The sequence below is a fragment of the Halobacillus alkaliphilus genome (genome assembly GCF_900113125.1).
In the GTDB taxonomy this organism is placed as follows: Bacteria; Bacillota; Bacilli; order Bacillales; family Halobacillaceae; genus Halobacillus; species Halobacillus alkaliphilus.
The window spans coordinates 1-21,727 of record NZ_FOOG01000017.1 but is presented as its reverse complement, the minus strand read 5'-3'; the positions used below and the strand labels follow the sequence as shown (position 1 = coordinate 21,727).

The 21,727-nt window shown below is 41.8% G+C and carries 25 protein-coding genes; 13 read left to right on the top strand and 12 right to left on the bottom strand.

All coding sequences use genetic code 11. From position 1 onward, the window contains the following. Positions 1-178 precede the first annotated feature (178 nt). The 10 genes from sigY (at position 179) to BMZ06_RS10660 (ending at position 5,231) form a co-directional block, all read left to right on the top strand. Positions 179-703 carry an RNA polymerase sigma factor SigY gene (gene sigY, locus BMZ06_RS10705; RefSeq protein ID WP_089752035.1) on the top strand — a complete coding sequence of 175 codons (525 nt, stop codon included), beginning with the start codon at positions 179-181 and terminating at the stop codon, positions 701-703. Further along, positions 693-1,004 (top strand): YxlC family protein, encoded by a 312-nt coding sequence (locus BMZ06_RS10700; RefSeq protein WP_089752034.1) that lies wholly within the window; start codon positions 693-695, stop codon positions 1,002-1,004. Before sigY ends, BMZ06_RS10700 begins: the two co-directional genes overlap by 11 nt. Beyond that, positions 1,001-1,234 carry a sigma-Y antisigma factor component gene (locus tag BMZ06_RS10695; RefSeq protein ID WP_089752033.1) on the top strand — a complete coding sequence of 78 codons (234 nt, stop codon included), beginning with the start codon at positions 1,001-1,003 and terminating at the stop codon, positions 1,232-1,234. The genes BMZ06_RS10700 and BMZ06_RS10695 overlap by 4 nt, the downstream gene beginning before the upstream one ends. Next, positions 1,231-1,425: a hypothetical protein gene (locus BMZ06_RS10690; protein ID WP_089752032.1), complete on the top strand. Its 195-nt coding sequence runs from the start codon at positions 1,231-1,233 to the stop codon at positions 1,423-1,425. The genes BMZ06_RS10695 and BMZ06_RS10690 overlap by 4 nt, the downstream gene beginning before the upstream one ends. Further along, entirely contained in the window at positions 1,406-1,735 is a 330-nt protein-coding gene (locus tag BMZ06_RS10685; protein WP_089752031.1) for a YbjQ family protein, read from the top strand. Before BMZ06_RS10690 ends, BMZ06_RS10685 begins: the two co-directional genes overlap by 20 nt. A gap of 21 nt (positions 1,736-1,756) precedes the next feature. Beyond that, a complete protein-coding gene (locus tag BMZ06_RS10680) occupies positions 1,757-1,978 on the top strand; it encodes a PLD nuclease N-terminal domain-containing protein (RefSeq protein WP_425431757.1) in 222 nt (73 codons plus the stop codon). Next, complete coding sequence (locus BMZ06_RS10675; RefSeq protein WP_089752030.1) at positions 1,975-2,898, top strand: ABC transporter ATP-binding protein; 924 nt, start codon at positions 1,975-1,977, stop codon at positions 2,896-2,898. Before BMZ06_RS10680 ends, BMZ06_RS10675 begins: the two co-directional genes overlap by 4 nt. Beyond that, the gene (locus BMZ06_RS10670) at positions 2,873-3,646 is read left to right on the top strand and encodes an ABC transporter permease (protein ID WP_089752029.1); all 774 of its coding nucleotides are present in this window, start codon (positions 2,873-2,875) and stop codon (positions 3,644-3,646) included. Before BMZ06_RS10675 ends, BMZ06_RS10670 begins: the two co-directional genes overlap by 26 nt. A gap of 139 nt (positions 3,647-3,785) precedes the next feature. Beyond that, positions 3,786-4,556 carry an SDR family NAD(P)-dependent oxidoreductase gene (locus BMZ06_RS10665; RefSeq protein WP_014642192.1) on the top strand — a complete coding sequence of 257 codons (771 nt, stop codon included), beginning with the start codon at positions 3,786-3,788 and terminating at the stop codon, positions 4,554-4,556. A 135-nt stretch (positions 4,557-4,691) separates the two neighbouring features. After that, entirely contained in the window at positions 4,692-5,231 is a 540-nt protein-coding gene (locus tag BMZ06_RS10660; RefSeq protein ID WP_089752028.1) for a DUF6241 domain-containing protein, read from the top strand. A 20-nt stretch (positions 5,232-5,251) separates the two neighbouring features. Here the strand turns inward: BMZ06_RS10660 and BMZ06_RS10655 are convergent, their stop codons facing one another. Further along, positions 5,252-5,662 (bottom strand): GNAT family N-acetyltransferase, encoded by a 411-nt coding sequence (locus BMZ06_RS10655; RefSeq protein WP_089752027.1) that lies wholly within the window; start codon positions 5,660-5,662, stop codon positions 5,252-5,254. Between the two features lie 177 nt (positions 5,663-5,839). Between BMZ06_RS10655 and BMZ06_RS10650 the strand changes: the two genes are divergently transcribed. Next, on the top strand, positions 5,840-6,313 hold the full coding sequence (locus BMZ06_RS10650) for a membrane lipoprotein lipid attachment site-containing protein (protein WP_089752026.1): 474 nt from the start codon (positions 5,840-5,842) through the stop codon (positions 6,311-6,313). A gap of 210 nt (positions 6,314-6,523) precedes the next feature. Here BMZ06_RS10650 and BMZ06_RS10645 read toward each other — a convergent pair whose 3' ends face one another. After that, positions 6,524-7,609: a mechanosensitive ion channel family protein gene (locus BMZ06_RS10645; RefSeq protein ID WP_089752025.1), complete on the bottom strand. Its 1,086-nt coding sequence runs from the start codon at positions 7,607-7,609 to the stop codon at positions 6,524-6,526. Positions 7,610-7,625: 16 nt separating this feature from the next. Then, positions 7,626-9,788, bottom strand: coding sequence for an ATP-dependent helicase (locus BMZ06_RS10640; RefSeq protein ID WP_089752024.1), 2,163 nt, complete (start codon positions 9,786-9,788; stop codon positions 7,626-7,628). A 125-nt stretch (positions 9,789-9,913) separates the two neighbouring features. On the opposite strand from BMZ06_RS10640, the gene BMZ06_RS10635 reads away from it, so the two are divergent. Beyond that, positions 9,914-11,029: an oxidoreductase gene (locus BMZ06_RS10635; protein WP_089752023.1), complete on the top strand. Its 1,116-nt coding sequence runs from the start codon at positions 9,914-9,916 to the stop codon at positions 11,027-11,029. Positions 11,030-11,769: 740 nt separating this feature from the next. On the opposite strand, the gene BMZ06_RS10625 is transcribed toward BMZ06_RS10635, so the two are convergent. From BMZ06_RS10625 to BMZ06_RS10590, 8 genes are all read right to left on the bottom strand, one after another. Beyond that, entirely contained in the window at positions 11,770-12,510 is a 741-nt protein-coding gene (locus BMZ06_RS10625; RefSeq protein ID WP_175477868.1) for an STAS domain-containing protein, read from the bottom strand. A 123-nt stretch (positions 12,511-12,633) separates the two neighbouring features. Then, positions 12,634-12,840, bottom strand: coding sequence for a DUF3006 family protein (locus BMZ06_RS10620; protein ID WP_089752020.1), 207 nt, complete (start codon positions 12,838-12,840; stop codon positions 12,634-12,636). A gap of 165 nt (positions 12,841-13,005) precedes the next feature. Further along, positions 13,006-13,689, bottom strand: coding sequence for a peptide-methionine (S)-S-oxide reductase MsrA (gene msrA, locus BMZ06_RS10615; protein WP_089752077.1), 684 nt, complete (start codon positions 13,687-13,689; stop codon positions 13,006-13,008). 78 nt (positions 13,690-13,767) lie between these two features. After that, entirely contained in the window at positions 13,768-15,684 is a 1,917-nt protein-coding gene (locus tag BMZ06_RS10610) for an endonuclease MutS2 (RefSeq protein WP_089752019.1), read from the bottom strand. A gap of 501 nt (positions 15,685-16,185) precedes the next feature. Continuing rightward, entirely contained in the window at positions 16,186-16,743 is a 558-nt protein-coding gene (locus tag BMZ06_RS10605) for a cysteine hydrolase family protein (RefSeq protein ID WP_089752018.1), read from the bottom strand. Positions 16,744-16,753: 10 nt separating this feature from the next. Further along, positions 16,754-17,503 carry an NAD(+) synthase gene (gene nadE / locus BMZ06_RS10600; RefSeq protein WP_089752017.1) on the bottom strand — a complete coding sequence of 250 codons (750 nt, stop codon included), beginning with the start codon at positions 17,501-17,503 and terminating at the stop codon, positions 16,754-16,756. Between the two features lie 200 nt (positions 17,504-17,703). Then, entirely contained in the window at positions 17,704-18,828 is a 1,125-nt protein-coding gene (locus BMZ06_RS10595; RefSeq protein ID WP_089752016.1) for an acyltransferase, read from the bottom strand. A 176-nt stretch (positions 18,829-19,004) separates the two neighbouring features. Next, on the bottom strand, positions 19,005-19,745 hold the full coding sequence (locus BMZ06_RS10590) for an SDR family NAD(P)-dependent oxidoreductase (RefSeq protein ID WP_089752015.1): 741 nt from the start codon (positions 19,743-19,745) through the stop codon (positions 19,005-19,007). Positions 19,746-20,350: 605 nt separating this feature from the next. On the opposite strand from BMZ06_RS10590, the gene BMZ06_RS10585 reads away from it, so the two are divergent. After that, complete coding sequence (locus BMZ06_RS10585) at positions 20,351-20,737, top strand: sporulation protein (RefSeq protein WP_089752014.1); 387 nt, start codon at positions 20,351-20,353, stop codon at positions 20,735-20,737. A gap of 778 nt (positions 20,738-21,515) precedes the next feature. Here BMZ06_RS10585 and BMZ06_RS20965 read toward each other — a convergent pair. After that, positions 21,516-21,727: hypothetical protein (locus BMZ06_RS20965; protein ID WP_217646821.1), on the bottom strand; the 212-nt coding region annotated here is incomplete at its 5' end.

The following is a 21,727-nucleotide window of genomic DNA, read 5'->3' as shown; positions in this document are numbered from 1 at the left end:
TCCCCCTATTTTTCCACACCAAATAAACGAAATCCAATAAATTGGTAGCTTAGCTGTAAGATTAAGATTGTGATTTGGCAGGTACATTACATAAGAACTGGATAAATTTTTTACATAAACTTTGAACGAATTCTGCTGGCTGTTCGTCTTATAAGTAAGTCGGAAATGAGGAATGATGATGGATTCTAATGACATTCAACTTGCTAAGCAGGGAGACCAACAACTTTTGGCTAAACGGCTCAAAGAAAATTACTCCTTCCTTGTCAAGTACGTGTGGAAGATGAGCGGCGATGAGCAATTAGCTTACGATGTAACACAAGAGACGCTCGTAAAGGCGATCCAGAAAATCAATCAATATAAAGGAAAGTCCAGCTTCTCATCATGGCTTATCCAAATTGCCACTCATACGTACCTGGACATCAAACGAAAACAAAACAGAGCCTTCACTTATGAACAATCCGAAGCAGCATGTCTAAAACGGGATGAAATAACCGACTCCATGCCTGCCGAATGGTATGACGTGCAGCAGGCCCTGCTTCAATTGGAGGACCAGTACCGCATCCCTATTGTATTAAAACATTACTACGGCTATGACTATGAGGAAATTGCTCAAATGACCAAAGCTAAAACAGGCACAGTGAAATCCAGAGTCCATTATGGGCTTAAACAGTTAAGAAAGGAGCTCGGCGAACATGAAGGATAAAAAAAGTATAGACAGCCTGCTGCGAACAACTGCCCATCAAATGGATAAAGAGATCGAAGTTGAGGAACCTTCCCTTGCTTACTTTACTGATTTAGTTCAGAAGGAAACAGAAGCCTGGTATAAGAGGCTGTGGATCGAACTCGCCTTTCTCTGGCTGACGGCTGTCCTTTGCCTTAGCGTCTTAGCAATCAGCGTTGTATACGCCCCGCTTGTATTTATAGGGATTCAATTACTTTCCGTTATTGTTCTATTCGGTTACTTCCTTAAGGAAAGCTCCAGAACGGTGGCGTGGCGTTCATGAAGCATTATGGACCTGAAGAAATCCCATTATGGGGGATCCTATTAATCGGAATTATATTAATTACACAAAGCTCTATTCTTTACATTAAAGCAAGAAAAAGAGGCAAAGCCCCCTGGCTATGGGGAATTATAGGACTTATTCAATTTCCGATTCCAAGTCTGGTGTACTTCGTCCTCACTAAAACCGTCTGGAATGAGAAGAAGAACGGCCAAGGACCGGATCATTCATGAATATTCTGCTGATCACCCTGGCCATAACCGCTCAGTTGCTGGGATATGGGCTCCTCTTTTTCCACCTGGGGACAGGAATTGCCCTTGTATTAAGTTCCTATTTACTTTTAATCATCATCATTTACAGATTAATACTTGAAAGAAAAAAAGAAAAAAGAGAGGAAGATCAACGTGATTATCGTGACTACTGACTTTATTCCAGGTTATGAGATTAAAGAGTTAAAAGGATTTGTAAGAGGCAGCACGGTTCAGTCTAAAAATATTGGCCGTGATATCATGGCAGGATTAAAAAACCTGGTCGGAGGAGAGATTACGGACTATACAAACATGATGGATCAGGCCCGCCAGCAGGCCATCGGGAGGATGATTGAGCACGGAGAGTCTAAAGGTGCAGACGCAGTTATAGCCGTACGGTTAGAGACTTCCAGCATATCAAGTTCTGCTTCTGAGATCATGGCCTATGGAACAGCGGTCACACTAAATCCGTCTCCTCGCAACTAACCTGAAAGGAGGGTTGTTATTATGTTAATGATGCAGAACGCTATGCAGCTTTTACAGGAAAATCTAGCTATTATCGCTCCTCTTATCGTCATACAAATCATCCTTATGATTGCTGCCTTAATCAGTTTAATTCGGACAGAAGAAACAAACGGACCAAAATGGGTGTGGGCACTGGTTATTGTCATTTTCAACACACTAGGTCCTATCGCTTACTTTATTTTCGGCAGGAGGTTTGACGCGTGATTACGGTACAAAATCTATCCAAAGTCTATCAGAATAACCGGGCGGTTGATGATATTTCTTTTACGTTATCATCCGGAAAGTGTATTGCACTTCTTGGACCAAACGGTGCCGGAAAAACAACCGCTCTCCGAATGATGGCTGGGTTAATCTCCCCTACAAGCGGCAAAGTGGAACTTTTAGAAGAGCATTCCGGTGATATCCGGAGACACATTGGTTACCTCCCTCAACATCCCCATTTCCACTCGTGGATGACAGGTAGAGAATTTCTTATCTACGCCGGTAAGCTCGCTTACCTATCTAAAAAGGAAGCTGCTTCCCGTGCAGACCAGCTGCTTACCAGAGTTGGAATCTTTGAAGTGAGGAATAGAAGGATTTCCAAGTATTCCGGGGGAATGAAACAGCGTCTTGGTATAGCGCAGGCATTGATTCATAAGCCTGAGTTATTGATGCTTGATGAACCTGTTTCCGCGTTAGATCCGATTGGACGGCGTGATGTATTGGATTTAATGGAAGAATTGAAAAAGGAAACAACCATTCTTTATTCCACCCACATCTTAAACGATGCTGAAGAATCAAGTGATGAAATCCTTCTTATGCATGAAGGGAAAATTGTAGAGTCAGGCTCACTTTCTTCCTTAAAAGACAGGCATCAAGTTGATAAAATTTCTCTTCAATTTGAAGACAGCCCAGAAGCCTACAGTCAGAAACTGGACCATTTAGACGTGGTTACCCGTACGGAAATAAAAAAAGAAACGCTCGATGTGTACGTTACTGACCAGGCGCGGGCAAGAGAAATCATACTGAACCTGGCGTTGAAGGAACACTGGCCGCTTCTTCAGTTTGAAGTGGGCAGAATAACACTTGAAGATCTGTTTATGAAGGTGGTGCAAAGTTATGCAGTGGCTGACCGTATTCAATAAAGAACTGTTGGAGTCATGGAGAAACTTTAAATGGATCTGGGTGCCTCTTGTTTTCATTTTGCTTGCCATTACGGATCCACTTACAACTTATTATCTGCCTCAAATTCTTGAGGCAACGGGCGGGCTTCCAGAGGGCGCAACTTTCGAGATGCCGGAACCTCCCCCTTCCGAAGTTTTCATGATGAGCGTGTCTCAGCTGAATCTTATTGGAGTGCTGATTATCGTTTTAATTACGATGGGCACCATTTCCGGCGAACGTAAAAGCGGTGTGGCCGAACTGATCCTGGTAAAACCCATTGCTTATCACTCGTACGTTACGGCTAAGTGGGCCGCCTACGCCTTACTCATCTGGATATCCACTTTTACCGCTTTATTGGCCAGCTGGTATTATGTGAATTTACTCTTCGGCGAAGTATCAGCAGGGAGCTTCTTACGAACGTTTTTCTTTTACGGCTTATGGATGACATTGATTCTTTCCATCAGCATCTTTATGAATACATTAAGTAAAACAGCCGGTCTTGTCTTATTCTTTACAATAACGCTAGTGATCGCATTGAATCTTCTTAGCAGTGTTTTTGCTCATGTGGTGAAATGGAGCCCGTCTTTAATCAGTTCACACCTTAGAAATACCTTAATTTCTGGAGAGTTATCAAGCGCGCTGTGGGGAAGCGCCGGAACAGCGGTCCTATTTATCATCCTCCTTCTCGCAAGCGCAGCCTATACCCTGAAACACAAAGAGATCTCCTGAAAATAAAAAATCCTTCCAACCAAAATCTTCCACCTCAGGTCATCCAGTTATTGGGTATACTTAAGGTGGAAGATTGTCCTTGGTCTGGTTCGGGTATAGACTGAGAGCAAACTATTATTTGCAGAAGGAGAGATCTCTTATGAAACCAACCGCTCTAATTACGGGAGCTTCAGGTGGAATCGGCTATGAATTTGCCCGCCTGTTTGCGAAATCAGGATATAATCTTATTGTTGTCGCCCGGTCTGAAGATAAATTAATGCAGTTGAAAGAAGAATTGGGTGAACACCCCGTCACAATTATTCCTCATGACCTATCTGAACCTGGAGCTGCTGAAGTTCTCTATAGTAAAGTGAAAGAACTCGGGCTCACAGTGGAAGTGCTTGTGAATAATGCAGGTTTTGGTTTAAACGGTCAGTTTGATGAACTTCCTCTTCTCGATCAACAGAAAATGCTTCAAGTCAATGTAAACACCCTTACAGAATTAACTCATTTATTCTTACAGGATATTAAAAAAGCACCTCTACCCGATATACCAAAAGGGGTCATCAATGTCGCAAGCACCGCTGCTTTCCAGCCGGGACCTAAGATGGCTGTGTACTATGCTTCAAAGGCTTACGTCCTATCATTCTCTGAAGCGTTAGTGGAAGAACTACGCGGCACAGGTATTACCGTCTCCACCCTTTGTCCAGGAGCAACCGATACAAACTTCTTCAAAACGGCTAAAGCCGAGCACACAAAACTGGTAAAAAGCACGATGTCTCCTGTAGATGTAGCGAAAGCCGGCTTTCTCGGTTTCGTGAAAGGAAAAAGAGTGATCGTTCCAGGAGCAGCCAACCAGTCCATGGCCTATGCTTCTAAATTCGTCCCTCGTTCCACTGCAGCTAAACTGGCTCACTATATGGACCAATAGTCACTTTGAGTGACACAGGTATACATCTTTATCCTTATAAAAACAAGGAGCAAACTTCAAAGTTTGCTCCTTTTTATGTATAATTGGAAGATCATGTTTATTTCTTTCAGGTAATATGAGGAGAGGGGACTAGTTTTGAAAAAAATAATCGGATACACTTTATTAATAACCCTCCTGGTCGTAGGTGCTGGAGGATGGGTTGTACAAAAATATATTTTTACACCAGGTGAGGATAAGGAAGTCGCCTCCCCAGAAGATCTGCGCGAAGCGGAAGAAGTGATTACAGGAGCTATATCAGAAGAAGAACTAGACAGTTATGAAGAAGCAGGTAAAAACCCATTTGGAAAGGATACTCCTGCAGACGAGTTGACGGATTATCATTATAAAGAGTACATACATGGAATGTCTCATCAAAAAGTAGAAGCTTCTAAAAAGTGGGGTTTCTATGAAATCCATCCCGAGCGAATAACCTGGCTGCTTGAAGGTCTTGACCAGGCAGACGTAGAACATAAGCAGGTGTACAAGGATATTCTGGTTAAATGGAATGAAGAGAATTTCTCTACCATAGATGAGGATCACAATGCCATTTGGAATTTACAGAATGGCACGATTGGAAAAGCCACCGGTATCCTGTCTCCTACTGAAGAGAAAGATTATATAGAAGGAAAGAAGTAAAAAAAAAAACACTCGGAGCCTCAGCTCCGAGCGTTTTTCATTTCTTCTGGTGATTTCCTAAAACCATAAAACGAACGATATCCGCGATTTTCATAATATTCATGGGAAGAAGTGGTAGCAAGCATCTCTACTCGCGTACTTGGATAACATTCATGAGCGGTCCGGACAAGCTGCTCACTAATTCCCTGATTACGGTGACTTTCTTTAATCAGAATCTCACAAATATAAAGCGTCACAGCTCCATCTGTAAGTCCGCGCAGATAGCCGACTACTTCTCCATCTTCTTCAGCTACAAGAGCAGGCTCTGAATTCAACCAGGAACAACACGTTTCTTCATTTCTTTCAACCAGTCCGTTCCATCCCTCTTTCTCATTTAATTGCTGGATGTCGTGAAAGTCCTTTTCTAAAAACGATCGTATTTGAACGGTCATCCAAATTCATCCTTTCCTGTTGAGTTGCCCTCACTCTAGAGTCGTCGTCTATCCCTCTTTGTAGGCTGAGTTCCCTTATTAGATCAACTACAAACTAGAAACCCTATCCAATCCGTAATACTTTTGTGCTAAAATTACAAGGGAGAATTTTTACCTGGTCATAAGGAGAGACGCCATATGAAAAAAATCCTTGTCTTTCTGGCTTTTCTAATTTTTTTAGCCGGATGTTCATCTGCCGATTTAGCCTTAAGCGACTTAAAAGCCAACTATCCTAATTCATTTGCAGAACCAATTGATTCTCTCCCGGAAAGCAAACAGGAACGGGTGGGGCTTCCAGATGAGCTTCCTTTTGAGGTGAAAGCTGTGGCAGCTTCTGCTGCGGGAAAAGAAGTAACGGTTCGTTATCATTCTACAGAAGCTCATGATTTAACCGTCACCACCTTATTTGATCCGTCTGGAGAGATGGCTGAAACAGACTTGCAGATTCCATTAAATTCTGGATCTGTGGCTGGAGTACGGGAAGAGAAAAAACAAGTTTTTGTCGAATGGTATAATAGTGATGAGGATGTCATTTACCAAATCGATTACAGTGCAGTGGATAAAGAAAAGCAGACCCAGCAAGCCATGGATATCGCAAATTCCATCAATTAAGAAGACGTTCAGGTTATTTTACCTGAGCGTTTTTTTAAACGCTTCAACGGAATAACCCGCTTCTTCCTCGCAATTTGTTTAATAATAAGGAACTCTTACTATATTAAAATAACTTACAATCGTAATTATCTCAAAATTTCATCAATTATACAAACAGAAAGCTGGAGTATAAAAAAGCCTGAATCTTATCCGATTCAGACTTTCCACGTTTTAACTCTTCCATTTTTCTATAATCTTCTCATCTACACTCCTCACATGCAGATCTCTCTGCGGGAAGGGAATTTCAACACCATTTTCTCTGAAGATTGCATCAATCCTGAAGTTTAAATTGCTGCGGATTCGTATCACATGCTGAGGATCCGAGATCCAGACAAACAGCTCGAAATTTAAAGAGGAGTCTCCAAACTCTTTAAAATTAATAAAAGGCTCCGGGATCTGTCGAACGGTTGGTGAAACCCCCGCCTCATCTTCCGCTACCTGCAGCAGCAGTTTTTTCACTAAAGGCACATCGCTTCCATAAGCAACCCCCACTGGCATGACTAACCTCATTACTTTATCGCTATACGATCGATTAATCACTTGCTCTTCCAGAAAATACGAATTAGGAACAATAATATGCTCATTATCCAGGGTTTTAATGACCGTTGCTCTCATATTTATACGCTGTACGTCACCGATAATTTCATCCACTATGACTCGGTCGCCTACTTTTATAGGCCTTTCAAACAAGAGAATAATTCCGGAAATGAAATTAGAAGCAATATTCTGCATCCCGAAACCAATCCCGACTCCTATGACTCCAGCAAAAACCGTAAGAGCACTTAATTCAAACCCTACTGTAGATAAACTGATAATAATAGCCAGTACCATGATTAAGTAATGGAACGCTTTGTCGAATGTAAACTGGACGCCGCGATCCAATTCATACCGCTTATAAACTCCCGGAAATACATATCCGCGAAAAAGCTTGGATATGCGGTTGGTAAGAGAAATAATCAGTACAGCTATAATCAGTAAAAACACAGATACAGGTTCCGAGCCAATAGTAAAAAGGGCACTGAACATCCACTGGGCACTGCGGAAATGAAAAAGAGTATAAATAACGACTCCATATAAGGCAATCCAATTAATAATGCTTTGAAACATATAAAAAAATCTGGATCGTTCCTCTTTATTAGAGCTCCACTTCTTCAAAATGCCAATAAGTATACCTCTCATCACAATTACTGCAATCAGTACAACCGCAAATACTACAAATGAATTGATCCAAAGTTCATTGCCAGATATATTTTTCACACAACCGATCCTTCCTTTAGGATTCTTCTAGTTTCTCGAGTTTCTTGAAATTCCTGCTGATCGGCCTCGGTGCTTTTAGATTATCAAAGAACACTCGATAAGTATTCTTCTTTTCATCTATATCTACGATCTCGCCCTCCCCGAAAACAGGGTGTTTCACCCGGGTACCCTTTTCATAAAAACTTGCAGGTGCCTTTTCCTTACTGTGATGGGTCGTTCTTATATATTCTCTCGCTTCTTCAATCAGAGCTTCATCCAGTTCTCCGATTCTTTCATAGAGATCATCTTCCACTTCAAAAATAAATCGGGAAGGATATTTCTTCTGGCCACCATTTTGAAACCCCTCAGATTCCGTTAAGTAAAGCTCTCGTTCAGCACGGGTGACCGCCACATAAGCCAGGCGTCGCTCCTCTTCAAGCGCCCGCTCTTTTCTTTCTCTGAGCGCACGCACATTGGGCAGCACGCTTTCTGTCATCCCCACTACAAATACATAAGGAAACTCAAGCCCTTTAGCCGTATGAATAGTCATCAGTTTAACAGAATCCAGTTGATCGTCACGTTCATTATCAGTGTACAACGAAATCATTTGAAGATATTCTTCCAGATTAATATCTTCCCCCAGTGTCTGCTCATATTGAACGATGGAATGAAGTAATTCAGTCAGGTTATCCAGTCGCTCCTGGTCTCCATCCTCCCGCCGGTAAGCTTCGTAACCTGTTTTCTGCATGGCTTCCTGGAGTAATTCAGAAACTTTCAACTCATCTTTTCGATTTTTTAAGTATTCGATAGCTTCGATAAATGAATGGGCACCTGTAGATTTAAAACGTTCGTGATCCTTGTATTTTTTTAAAGTTTCATACAAAGAAAGATTCTCTGCTTCGGCCCGTTCACGAAGAAACTGCATTCGCTTTTTACCAATCTGCCGCCTGGGAACATTTATAATTCTGGAAAATGACAGATCATCTGCCGCAGCAGTCATCCGTAAGTGAGCCAGAGCATCTTTTATTTCCAGACGATCAAAGAATTTAAAGCCTCCGAAAATAGTGTATTCAATATTAGCACTGATAAGTTCCTGTTCAATGGAACGCGAGAGATAGTTCGCCCGGTACAATACCGCGATGTCACTATAGTTTGCCTGACGGGTTTCCACAATTTCTTTGATCCGGTTCACCACCCACTTCGCCTCGTCAACTTCATTTTTTCCATGATAATGAACGACTTTCACGCCAGGTGGATTGCTGGTTTCCATATCCTTATCTACACGAAAATAGTTATTCTGGATGAGTGCATTTCCAAGAGAAAGAATCTCCGGGGTAGAACGGTAATTCTGCTTTAAAAAGATCGTCTGGGTGTCAGGAAAATACTTTTCAAAATCAACCATGTACTTAGGGTCAGCCCCCCTCCACTCATAGATGGTCTGATCAGGGTCCCCCACCGCAAAGAGGTTTCCATGATGGGCCGAAAGCTTTTTCACCAACTCAAATTGCTTCAGGCTGCTGTCCTGAAACTCATCCACTTGAATATAGAACAGACGATCCTGCCATTTCTCCAGTACTTCCTGATACTGGTCAAAGAGGACAAAAACAAAATTAAGAAGGTCATCGAAATCCAGTCCGTACACACGCTTTTGTTTCTTTAAATAGCGCTGGATAATTTGGCCGTCCATATCTCCAGCCTCTTCTACGGCAGGCATCTCCCCTCGCAAAATCATTTGCTGTACGTAATGAGTGTTACCTTTTAGAATTCCTATCTTATCGAGCAGCCGCTTAAAGGTTTTATCGTTCATTTTTAAATCCATATCTTCAAAAATTTCTCTCAGCAGAATTTTCTGGTCTTCCACATCTAAAATGATAAAATTCTTAGGATAAAACAACCGGTGAATATCCTCTCGAAGTACACGAACGCAAAATCCGTGATAAGTGGTAATAAACCCAGTATCCTGCTCCCCGCCGATCAGCTTCTTCACACGTCGCCTCATTTCATGAGCAGCCTTATTTGTGAAGGTGACCGAAAGTATATTGGAAGGATCTACACCGAGTTCATTTACAATAAACGCATAACGATGGGTCAAGGCACGCGTTTTTCCTGATCCTGCTCCGGCAATGACCCGGATAAATCCTTCAGTGGAAACAACAGCTTCCTGTTGGGATTCATTTAATTCTGCAAGAAGTTCTTCCATAAAAAGTACTCACCTTTCAAAGAACATTTGTTTGTATTATAGCATATCAGGGAAGATAATCAGCAGACCCAGCTGTTTAAAAAAAGCGCGTAAAGGTTATGAAATCCATGAAGGAGTTGAATAGTATGAAGGAACAACATCAACCATTGTTTGAAAGTAAAACCATAAATGACCGTACGTTCGCAAACCGTTATGTGGTAGCACCGATGACTCGTGTAAGTGCCGAGAATAATGGAACGCCAAATGAAACGATGAAAAAATATTATGAACGCTATGCTAAAGGCGGATTCGGGACCGTCATCACGGAAGGAGTCTATCCGGATGAACGTTTTTCACAGGGATACCCTAATCAGCCCGGCCTCGCAAATGAAGCTCAGCGCGATGCTTGGAAACCTATTGTGAAAAGTGTTCAGGAACATGGAGCGCTTTTCATTGCGCAAATCATGCATGCAGGCGCACAATCACAGGAAAACCCATATGCTGAACACAATATCGGCCCCTCCCAAGTAGCCCCGAAGAATGATAAGCTCTCTTTTTATGGAGGAGAAGGTCCTTTTCCAGAGCCGAAGAGAATGAGTCATGACGATATACAGACGGCTGTAGAATCCTTTGGCCGATCTGCTGAACTTGCCAAAGAAGCTGGTTTCGATGGTGTGGAAATTCATGGAGCTAATGGCTATTTAATTGATCAGTTTTTAACTGATTATTTCAACCGTAGAGAAGATGAATTTGGTGGAGATACCAAAAACCGCCTTCGATTTGCGCTTCAGGTTATTAAAGAAGTTCGGAAAAAAGTCGGAAAAGACTTTATCGTAGGAATTCGCATCTCTCAAGGGAAAGCCTCCGATGCCGATCATCGATGGGCGCTTGGAGAATCGGATGCCCATACTATTTTCAGCACCCTGGGAAATGAATCCCTCGATTATATCCATGTTACAGATGATGATGCTGAGAAACCTGGATTCGGTCAGGGTTCTATGTCCATGGCTGAAGCAGCTAAGAAGCACAGTGACATTCCAGTCATCGCAAACGGTAAATTAGCTGACCCAGAAAAAGCCGTGTATATGCTGAACAACGGACATGCCGATTTTGTGAGCTTAGGTACCAGCGCTCTTCAAAACCCTGATGCACCGAAGCGGATTAAACAGGAGAAAACTCTGGATGAGTTTGATTTCGGTTCAATCATGCTGCCCCAGGCTTATATTAAAGACCATGAATTAAACAAGCATATTATCGTATAATTCCCCAAAAACCCCGTCCCTGACCATTTATCTATGAAATGGACTGAGACGGGGTTTTTTATTATAGAACTTCACAAAATCCCACTGGTAATATTGCAGTAAAGCTCCCGTTACTTGAAGACTTGATTTCGAGACATTTGTGAGAATTAGGTCCTCCGGGGAACGATTTCGCTTTCCGGCCCTGCACGACGCAGGGTCGTTCGACGTTGCCACAGGACGTGGCGATCTTAGTCGAACATCCCATGTGGTAAGCTTCCTCAGGCTTCGCCTTCCGGGATCTTACCGATCATGTTCATCCCACAGGAGTCTACATCATCCCCTCCGGACCTTGCCGAATCAGAAGCTCGAAATCCACCAAAAATGCCTGCTAAAATTAACTGGAGAGCGAAAGAGTATCTAACTTATTTAAGTATGCAATCCGTGATATATAAGGGTTTAAGGCTGATCCAAAGCGATTACCTCTCTTATAGAAGGGTTCGTTCACTCCTCAATCATAGGATAGCGGAGGAAACGACGAGACTCCCGCGGGAGAAGGAGCTAGGCGAGACCCCACAAGGAGTGAAAACGACTGAGGAGGCTTGCCAGTTCCCCCGCAGGAAAGCGAGTTGTTTCCGTAGCCAGCTCCTCTCTTTCTTAGCAACGGTCCCGAATTACCTCGAAACTGAGTCTTACAGTAACCGGCCCTATTGTTTAATAAACCGGTTTTTAAAATCATTAAAAGCTTTTAATGTAGTATCACATTAAAAGTTTGCTTTTAAGCCGGTTTCTAAAAAGTATTTGGTCGCCTGGCTGATGTTCATAAAGGTGCGAACATCATTCAGCCTAATGTTATTTTCTATGAACTGCCTGACAACTTTAGGACGCATTCCTGCCAAAGCCACTTCAATCCCCAGTAATTTTAAGCTATGCAATAAATTCCTAAGCAGCACAGCCCATTCCTGGTCGATCTCTGAGATGCCGGAAAACTGGATTACCAGGCGAGTTACATTTTTTTCCTGACATTGAACAGGGACTCTTTCCAGCAGAATCAACCGCTGCTCTTCTCTTAGAATCGGCTGCAAAGGTAAAAGCGCGTAGCCCTTGGCGATCGTGACCACATTTGCCGTCATCTCTTCAATCATATGTATTAGATGCTTTTCTGTCTGGGATTGCTTTGTAATATCAACAATCCGGCTTAATACAAACCATTCGCCTTCATGAATAAACCGCTTTGTTTTAAAATGAAGGATCATTTCTTTGCCGCGCCAATGAAATTCCATAGACTCTAGTGTGATATCTTTTTCTCTTTCAATCGTATGGGTTATCACACGTTTGGATTGAGGTAAATTGGGATAAATATCGTGAATATGCTCTCCGACAACCCGTTCTTCTTCTAATTGAAACATTTGAACATAGGCAGGATTAACGTACGTCACTTTGAAATCCTTGTTTAGAATCAATACACCTTCATCTAAAAGATCCATAGCATTTCTCAAGAGCACATTCATTTCCCCCTCGGCGTGTATCTTACTTATATTATGAAGGTATTAAGGAGAAAATCAAGAACATTCGACTTAATTTTCAGAAAAAATAAACCAGGGAGTATCCCTGGTTTTAGCAACGGCTTATGCCTTTTCCATTTTATCTACTTTAGATATAATTTCTACGTGCTTTAAGTTCCCAATATTGTCAAAATCGATCTTAATAGAATCTCCGGGTTTGGCGAACGCAATTAAACGCTCCTTTAATACAGATATTTCATTATTATGAGCATCCTCTTGAATCAGAATGGCATAAGCCCCTTCAAAGCGATCCAATTTGTAGTTGTTCACCTAATTCATCCCCTCTGTAATTTTGAAAAAATGGTGATAAGTACGTATATATATATTCTATTTCCCTTCTACTTGTATGAATAAACTTGTCGAAATTTGGAAGAACCGCATGAAGAGAGGATTCCAACTTGAATTTCATCCCCCTTGACCTTCAAGGGGGTGCCATTATTTCTTTGGTAAATCTAGTTCCCTATCGCTTCCCCATGTATCCTCCAAATAATCATCACGGCCAGAGTTCCCACGGTAAAAATCATATCGAACCTTATTTTTCTTATAATAATCCTGATGATACTCTTCAGCTCGGTAAAATTCTTCAGCCTGCTGCACCGGAGTTACAATTTCATTTTCGAAACGACCGGATTCCGTCAGCTGCTGCTTGGATTCCATGGCCGCTTGTTTCTGCTCTTCATTATGATAAAAGATCCCTGTCGTGTATTGGAAGCCCCGATCAACGAATTGCCCTTCATCATCGGTCGGATTAATCTGACGCCAAAATACATCTAAAAGCTGTTCGTACGAAATGATTTCCGGATTATAGTAGACCTGTACGGCTTCCAAATGTCCTGTGCCACCGGATGAAACCTCTTTATACGAAGGGTTTTTGGTATCTCCACCCGTATAACCTGAGACAACCTCCTGAATTCCTTTTAATTTTTCAAAAGGCGGTTCCATGCACCAGAAACAGCCTCCTGCAAAAGTAGCAACCTGATATCCTTCTGGAACCTGTTCCTTTGTAATCGCTTCACTTTCATAATTTCTTTTTGTCAAATAGGCATAAGCTTCTGGAATCGCAAAAATCCCAATGATCACGAGCACGCCGGCTATAATAAACCATTTTTTACGCTTCATCATGATGCCCACCTTTATTGCTTTATTTACCTTCATCATAGCACGGGAACTCGATTACCTCCTAGAAATATGCAGGCCTCAATCTTCTTCCTCCAGGATCAGTCCCTCTACATGTTTCCTATCCAGCTGCTTCCGCACTTTTCGGTAATCTTTGGACTTGAAGATAATATCAAAGTCGTAATCCTCTGGATATAAATCTTCAGCACGAATGTGTAGCTTAAGGCGTTTGTGATTGTAGGTGAATTTCTCTCCTTTCACCTGAACCACATAGCTGCCAGTTTGATCTGGACCTTTATATACAATGGCGGTCTCACCTGTAGCCTGAATAATCACATTATCCCCCATTTGAAAATGCGGCTTCTCGCTCACAGGTACCCTGGAGGTTTTACCTCTTCTGTAACGGTTTACGGCTGCCTGGCGATTGTATTCTGCTTCCTTTAATTTCTGATCACTAACCTGAAAATCTCCCTCCTGCTTATAAGTGATCGAGTACGCCTGATTTAAAATCTCAGGATGAAGACCTAATTTATGAGCAATATCAAAAGCCTGACTCCTCCCCGAGGTTCCAAGAAGCAGCCGGTAGGTTGGCTTAAGCGTTTCAAGGTCAAATTCCATAGCTCCATTCATAAATCCGGGCTTATTCCTGGCGTACTCCTTCATTTCACTATAATGTGTGGTCGCAAGGATTGTTGCTCCTTTTTCCGAGAGCTTATCGAGTATGGCTGTCGCAAGCCCCATCCCTTCCCCAGGATCCGTCCCTGATCCAATTTCATCTAGTAAAAGCAGAGAATGATCATTCGCTTCTCTTAAAATATCGATTAAGTTAACTAGTCTTGAACTAAAGGTACTTAAGTTCTCCTCTATGCTTTGCCCATCTCCAATATCCACAAAAATCTGCTGAAAAATTGGTAGTACACTTCCCTTCTCTGCCGGGATCGGAAGGCCGGACTGAGCCATCAGACAGAGCAACCCTACCGTCTTCAGCGTTACAGTTTTTCCTCCTGTATTAGGCCCCGTAATGAGTAAAGCCTGGTCTTCTGCATTCATTTGAATACTTAGAGGAACTGCCTTCTCGCCAAGCATTGGGTGTCTCGCCCTGCTGACACGAAGCGTAAAGTCTTCGGTAAATTCCGGTGCAGTCCCGCTGATCATACGGCTGTATTTCCCCTTAGCAAAAATAACGTCATACTCATGCATGGTTTCCATGGCAAGATTCAACTCAGACTCGTAGTTCAGCACTTCTGCGGTCATTGTATAAAGGATCTGCTCTACCTCATGTTCTTCACTCATGCGCAGTAACTGCAAATCCTCCTGAAGATTGGCAAGCTCTTCTGGTTCAACAAAAAGGGTTGCTCCTGAAGCAGACTGATCGACAACGCCTCCTTTGATTTTGTTCCGGTTTTCTCTTTTAATCGGAAGAGTCCAGCGCCCATCTTTCTCGACGGGTCTTGGCTCCTGCATAATCATTTTATATTTTTTTGCCTGAGCCTCTGTCCTTTCCTTCAATCGGCTTTGCTTCGTTTGAATTTGCTTTCGGATCTTAGCTAAATTCTTAGAAGCATAATCATCTACCTGCCCGTGACGGATCACACGGTGGATATCCTCCTCCAGTCTGCTTAAGTCAGAAATGGAGGAAGCATACAGACTGATTGTCGGGGCAATAACCTCTTTATCCTTCATAAAACGCTTCAACTTTGTACAATGATCCAGAAATGAAAGCAAAGCTGAAAATTGGTTCGCTCGAATGAACATCCCTTTTTTTCCTTGTTCAAGCATATCCGTTACATCTTCCAGTGTATGGATGGGGATGTTTCCACTTGTGTTTAAAATAGCTACAGCCTCTTTCACCTCTTCATGCCAGCGGTTTATAGCTTTAACGTTACGTACTGGCCGTAAGGATTCAATCGATTCTTTGCCGAGCTTTGTAAAAGCCAGACGGCTCACCGTTTTCAATATTTCAAAAAATTCTAATGTCTGATACGTTCGTTCGTTCAATGTTGACTCCTCCTTAATGGATTCTTACACGTCCATGTTAGTTTTCTAAAATGGACTATAAGGCAGGTAGCTGGATGGCAAAAGGTATTTAGAAAATCAACCAAGTTTACGCTGCATCCTTTCTCTGCCAATAAAAAAAGCCACGGCAAGCAGATACGCTCGCCGTGGCTTGATTAGAACAGACCTCACTTATAAGTGAAGGATCCTATTCCGCCAACAGAGAATATAAAAAAGCTATGACTGAATAAGCCAGTCATAGCTTCGTTTCTATCCTCAACGTGCTACGCTTATGCTTGTTCTTAACTGTTCCTGAAAAATGGGTTTACAAACAAGACGTGTCAGATCCACGCCTTTCCCATTCCTTTGATCAGGACTCTATCCAATTACGGATTAGTTAAGAACAACCACACTCATAAATCATTCTCCTCTTATTGATAAGGATGTTGTTGGCGGAACAGAAGTCTGCTCCTTTTACAAATATATGCCGTGGAAATAAAAATGTCAATCTTCAAAAATTGATTGATAATTTTCTTCAGTCGTTGGTGCGGTACTTGTAAACAGGGAACGTTCAATAATTTTAAGAGCATTTTCATTTCCTTCTGCTTTTTCTGAGGCAGTGCAATCTTCCGGAACCCACAAATTATACTCCCGCATGTACCCGTCATTAGCTGTAAATAATACACAAATATCTCCGGCAATTCCAGTTAAAATAAGGTTTTTTACACCTAATTGGTTGAGAAGAATATCCAGCTGAGTACCAAAAAATCCAGAATGTTTAGGTTTGATAATGAAATAGTCATCTTCATCTGGAAGGATTTGATTGATCACAGGTTCTCCCTGTCCTTTCCTGCATTCATCAATCAAATCGGACACATTATCCTGCCAAAGGCCAAAGTTATCATTAACATAGATAACGGGTAAGCCTTCTTTTTGAGCTTCTTTTTTAAAGGAACGGAGATTTTCCACCATAGGTTTTGTATTCTCCAGGAGATCCTCGCCTCCGCTAAAATCCATTTTATTGATCATATCTATGATAATGAGCGCTGTATCATTTTTCATTTAACAAAACTCACTTTCCGTTGTATTTTTCCGGACCTGCTGGAATCTGACGCTTATGCTCTGTTTTCTCATGCAGATCCTTCAAGAGTTTTTCATCCTCTGGGTCGATTTGTTCTCCACGCAAGTAAGCGTCTATAGTGTCATAGGAAAGACCAAGTTCTTCTTCATCGGACTGCCCTTCCCATAACTCTGCACTCGGTTTCTTATGAATAATGGCATCAGTTACGTTTAGTGCCTTGGCCATTTCCCTTACTTCTTCTTTTCTCATATTAATAAGAGGGACTAAGTCAACGCCTCCGTCTCCGTACTTCGTAAAGTAACCTGTATAATCTTCTGGAGCATTATCTGTGCCTACGACTAGATAATTATAGTTATTAGCAACGGCGTAAAGCGTGCTCATACGCAGACGAGCCTGAAGGTTTGCTCCACCTAATTGGGATTTATCATTATTCCAGTCACCCTTTTTTTCGAGTTCTTCCTGAATAGTTGCATACGTCGTTTCATAAGACGATGTCAGATTAATTCCTACATACTCAAGGCCAGCGTCCTCTACTACATTCAGAGCATCGGTCTGGTCTTTTACTTCTTTGTTAATAGGGAGCAGTACGCCTAAAGAGTTTTCAGGAAATGCCCGTTTAATTAAGTATGAAACAACAGCCGAGTCAATACCGCCGCTAATACCTACGAGTGCTCCATCCGCTCCTGCTTCTTTTACCTTTACTTGTAACCATTCGGTTAAATACTCTATTCTTTCCTGCATCCTTATTTCCCCCTTCATTATTTACACTATATGGGTTCTCTTCCTTATTCCGATATAATATAAACCTTGTTTATGATTGATGGGCAGGAAAGTTTTAAAAAAAGAACCTCCTTCAATGGAGGATTAATAGATGTATAAGCAGTTTTTCAAATAAAAAGGCACACTCATAAGCGAGTGTGCCTTTTGAAAAGCCTTAATTTTTAAGTTCCTGTTCTCTGACTCCCCATTGAAATCTCTGGAGATTCCAGGATTGAAGGTGCTGTTCTGGGAAGCTTTCCAAAGATTAACCCAGGACGCAGGAAGTACTTATGCGTTAACCAGATGACCAAGTAACAAAGGACGATCGTACTCACGTATCTAAGAAGAATAAACACGTGGAACCAATATCCCTCAGGCGCAGGGATGAATTGAGCCACAACTTTTAAGATGAAAGGGTGCAGCAGATAAAACCCAAAAGAATACACAGCAACACGCTGAACGTACGGAATAATGCCCGGCCATTTGTCACAGACAACTTCGGTCAATCGGAACAATATATAGCTTCCACTTAGAATGTATGAAAGGTTCATAACTAAATAAATATACCCGGGAAGGGCAAACGTGGAAACCGTGTATAAATGGTAGTGTAAGAACACGGTAGTAACACCGGCGGCCAATGCAAAAACGGCCCAAGCCGCGTTCGTCTTTTTATAAATAAGAGAACGCTGCTCCTTATAATACGTACCAATCCACGCACCCAGCAGGTAAGGTCCCAGAGAACTTAGGAAGATGGAAAACGGAATCAACTGGAACGTCTGGTCAAAGAAATAGTATCCAATTTCTATAGCAATTCCAAATACCCACATATACTTTCTAAACACAGGAACTTTCTGTGCAACAAAAAGAATGATAGGAAATACCAGATAAAATTGCACAATTAAGAATATAAAGTGAAGCTGGTAAAAAGATTCTCCTTGAATGATCCTCCAGGTCATCTCTGCAAAATTAAGAGGAACTGCTCCAATATAAAGAGAGAAAGCTTCATAAAATAACGCCCATAAAAGGTAGGGAACCACGATATAAAGCGCCCGCTTTTTATAGTAATCTTTCAATTCTGATACCGTCATTTTTTCATCCATATATTTATAGAAAAATACCATGGCTGTAATCATGATGAATATACCGGCTTCTAATCGTATGATCCGATTGATAAAATGATAAATTCCAAACTCTGTACTTCCTTCAGAAAAGACGGATTGAAAAACACCTGTAGTATGAACCAGTACAACCATCAGCATGGCAAACAGCCTTAAAAAATAGATAGATTCAATTCTATCTTTCTGCATAATGATCATCCTTATTATTATATAATTTCAAAACCTAAGTTATCATACCATAGATCTACAAAATACGTCTTACTGTTACAAAAACTTAATTAATTCGTGATGTTATTTAAACAAAACTTTCCTTTAATTGGCAGATTTGGTAACTAGAAAATACATGACAATTTGGCCTCTTTATATCAAGAGGTCCCAAGTGTCATTCCCCCATCTACAACAATTTCCGTCCCTGTGCAGTATGAACTTTCATCCGAAGCAAGAAAGGCTGCCACTCTGGCTATTTCTATAGGCTGTCCAATACGCCCTAACGGAATATCTTGATAGGATTCTGGAACTCCTTTTCCCTGAGTAGCCATTTCGGTTTCGATCCCCCCGGGATGAATCATATTGACTCGAATGCCTTTAGGTCCTAATTCAATTGCCGCAGATTTAGACATGGCCACTACTGCTGCCTTAGTTGCAGCATAAGCTGAAGAACGGCTGATAGGAGCAAAAGACGAAATGGATAAGTTATTAATGATTGAGCCCTTATTCTGTTTTTCCATGTAAGGTGTAACAGTTTGCATGCCGATGAATACTCCGAGCTGATTCACATTAATTAACTGTTGATATTCTTCTATTGTGAGTTGACTGAAAGGTTTACGTATAAGGATTCCAGCATTATTAATAAGAGTATCAATTCGGCCGAACCTTGTAATGATCAGACTTACTGCTTCTTTCCACTCTTCTTCACTGATAACATCCAACTGCACTGGAAAAGCCCTCTCTTTTCCAATTTCTTCAGCTGTTTCCATTGCTTGAGTATAATCCCGGGCAGCAACTATCACAAGGCTCCCCAGTTCAGCCAAATGTTCGGCCATCGCTTTCCCCTGACCTCGATTAGCACCGGTAATCAGGGTGACTTGATTGGTTAAATCGGGCATATTTCATTCTCCTAACTAATTATTTTACGTTTTGTCGTCTGAAGGACCATTGGTAATTATGCCGGGTGTGATTTAATATGCACGCCTCATCGATTTTGCTTCATCAACACTTAAGCTGTCTTCTGACTTGATGATTTTAAAATTTTTTCAGCGCTATCTCTTCATCTCCCAGAGTCTCACTAGTCTATACTTATCTGCAGGAGTGGCGCAACTGTCAATTCCGCCTTACCAACCGCTCCTTAACTAAATTCAGGCGCGTCCGATAAAAGAATTTTCAAAAAATAAATTGACAGAGTTGGAAAAATATAATAATATAGATTTACAGTTAGCGAGTAAAAACTGTGCTCATAAAGAGCTTATAATACTCCAAAGGGGAGTAGCTTACAGTTATGTCGACAATACGTGATGATTCATCACCGGCTTAACTGACAACATTATGTTGTTTGCGAGACCTTTGCCAATTCGGTAAAGGTATATTTATTTGGAATCCCAAACCTTTACCAGACCGATGGTAAAGGTTTTTTAATGTACAAAAAAGAAGGAGTATCATTCAATGAAAGTTGATTTTCGGATCAATATCAAAAACCCTAAGGAGGATCCAGATCGTGATTCAATCATTATTAAACTTATTTAAAATCGGTTCCCCGAAAGTAGATTTAGTGCTGCAATCTCACCAGATTGTACCAGGCGCCATAGTGAAGGGGTCTTTCCACATTTATGGAGGATGGCTGCCGCAGAAAATTAAACGATTGGAATGCGATTTTGTAAGAGAAGCGAAGAATCATAAAATAGAAGTCATTGCCCCTGCCGCTACCGTATTAATGTCTCAAACAATGGAACCAAAAGGAAAGCGTGAAGTACCTTTTCACTATCAGATTCCTGAAGACCTTCCTCCTACGTCTCAAGCATATTCCTATCGTTTGCAAACGAAGATTGTGTTCGTCGATGATGTTAAACGTTTCGATCACGATGAACTTGTCGTTATAAATTAAGGCTTTTTAAAGCTTATTGTTGATTTTTCATAAAAGGCTCATTACGCAATAGGGCCGGATTGTGGAAGACTCAGTTTCGAGATATTCCGGGTCCGTTACAATATGAGGAAAAGGCTGGTGGGGAAATAACTCCCTTTCCTATGGGGGAACGGTGAGCTTCCTCGCTCGCTTCACTCCCTGCGGGATCTCACCTAGCCCCTTCTCCCATGGGAGTCTCGTCATTTCCCCACCAGCCCAACTTTATTAGGAAGAACGGACCCTTCGGAAAGAAAGTGTCCTCTCCTCCTTAACCTGCCTGAAATGCTTATATAACAGACTATCTCGCATTGTTCAGCTTGAATAAAGAAAATACACCCACGTGGTTATTTTTCTTCAAGCGGGTGAAAGATAAACCCATTTCGATTTTCTGATTCGCCCAGGTCCGGAGGGGAGCGGGGAGACTCCTGTGGGATAAACATGATCGGTAAGACCCCGGGCTTGTGGAGGCTCAGCACATAAAAGGTTCGACAAAGAAGCCACCTCCTGTGGCAACGTCCAACGCCCCTGCGTCGTGCAGGGCCGGAAAACGAGTCGTTCCCCACAGGACCTAACTCTCTAACTAGATATCTAGAAACTGAGTCTTCAACTAATGGAAGCTTTGCCATAAAATCAACACGGAAGTTTAACAGAGACATTCATGCTAATTTTTTCGCACCATGATATATGAAAATGGTTTCCTAACGGGTATTAGAAGAGTACAGTCAGCGACTTCTACCAAAGGTCGAGATGGCGTGATGTCTTAGAACTCGTAACAGAGACGGGTCTTCGGAAGCAAGTGTACCATGGATTGTCGCTCTCCTCGGAGAAGCACGTAGGGTAGATTACACGTAACGTTTCCGAATGGAGTGGCTGGCTGCAACTTTCCAAAAGGAGGCGGCCCCTTATGCACGTTATAAGTGATCGTGTGTGTGGGATGGATGTGCACAAGAAGAGTATCACCGCGTGTCTTTT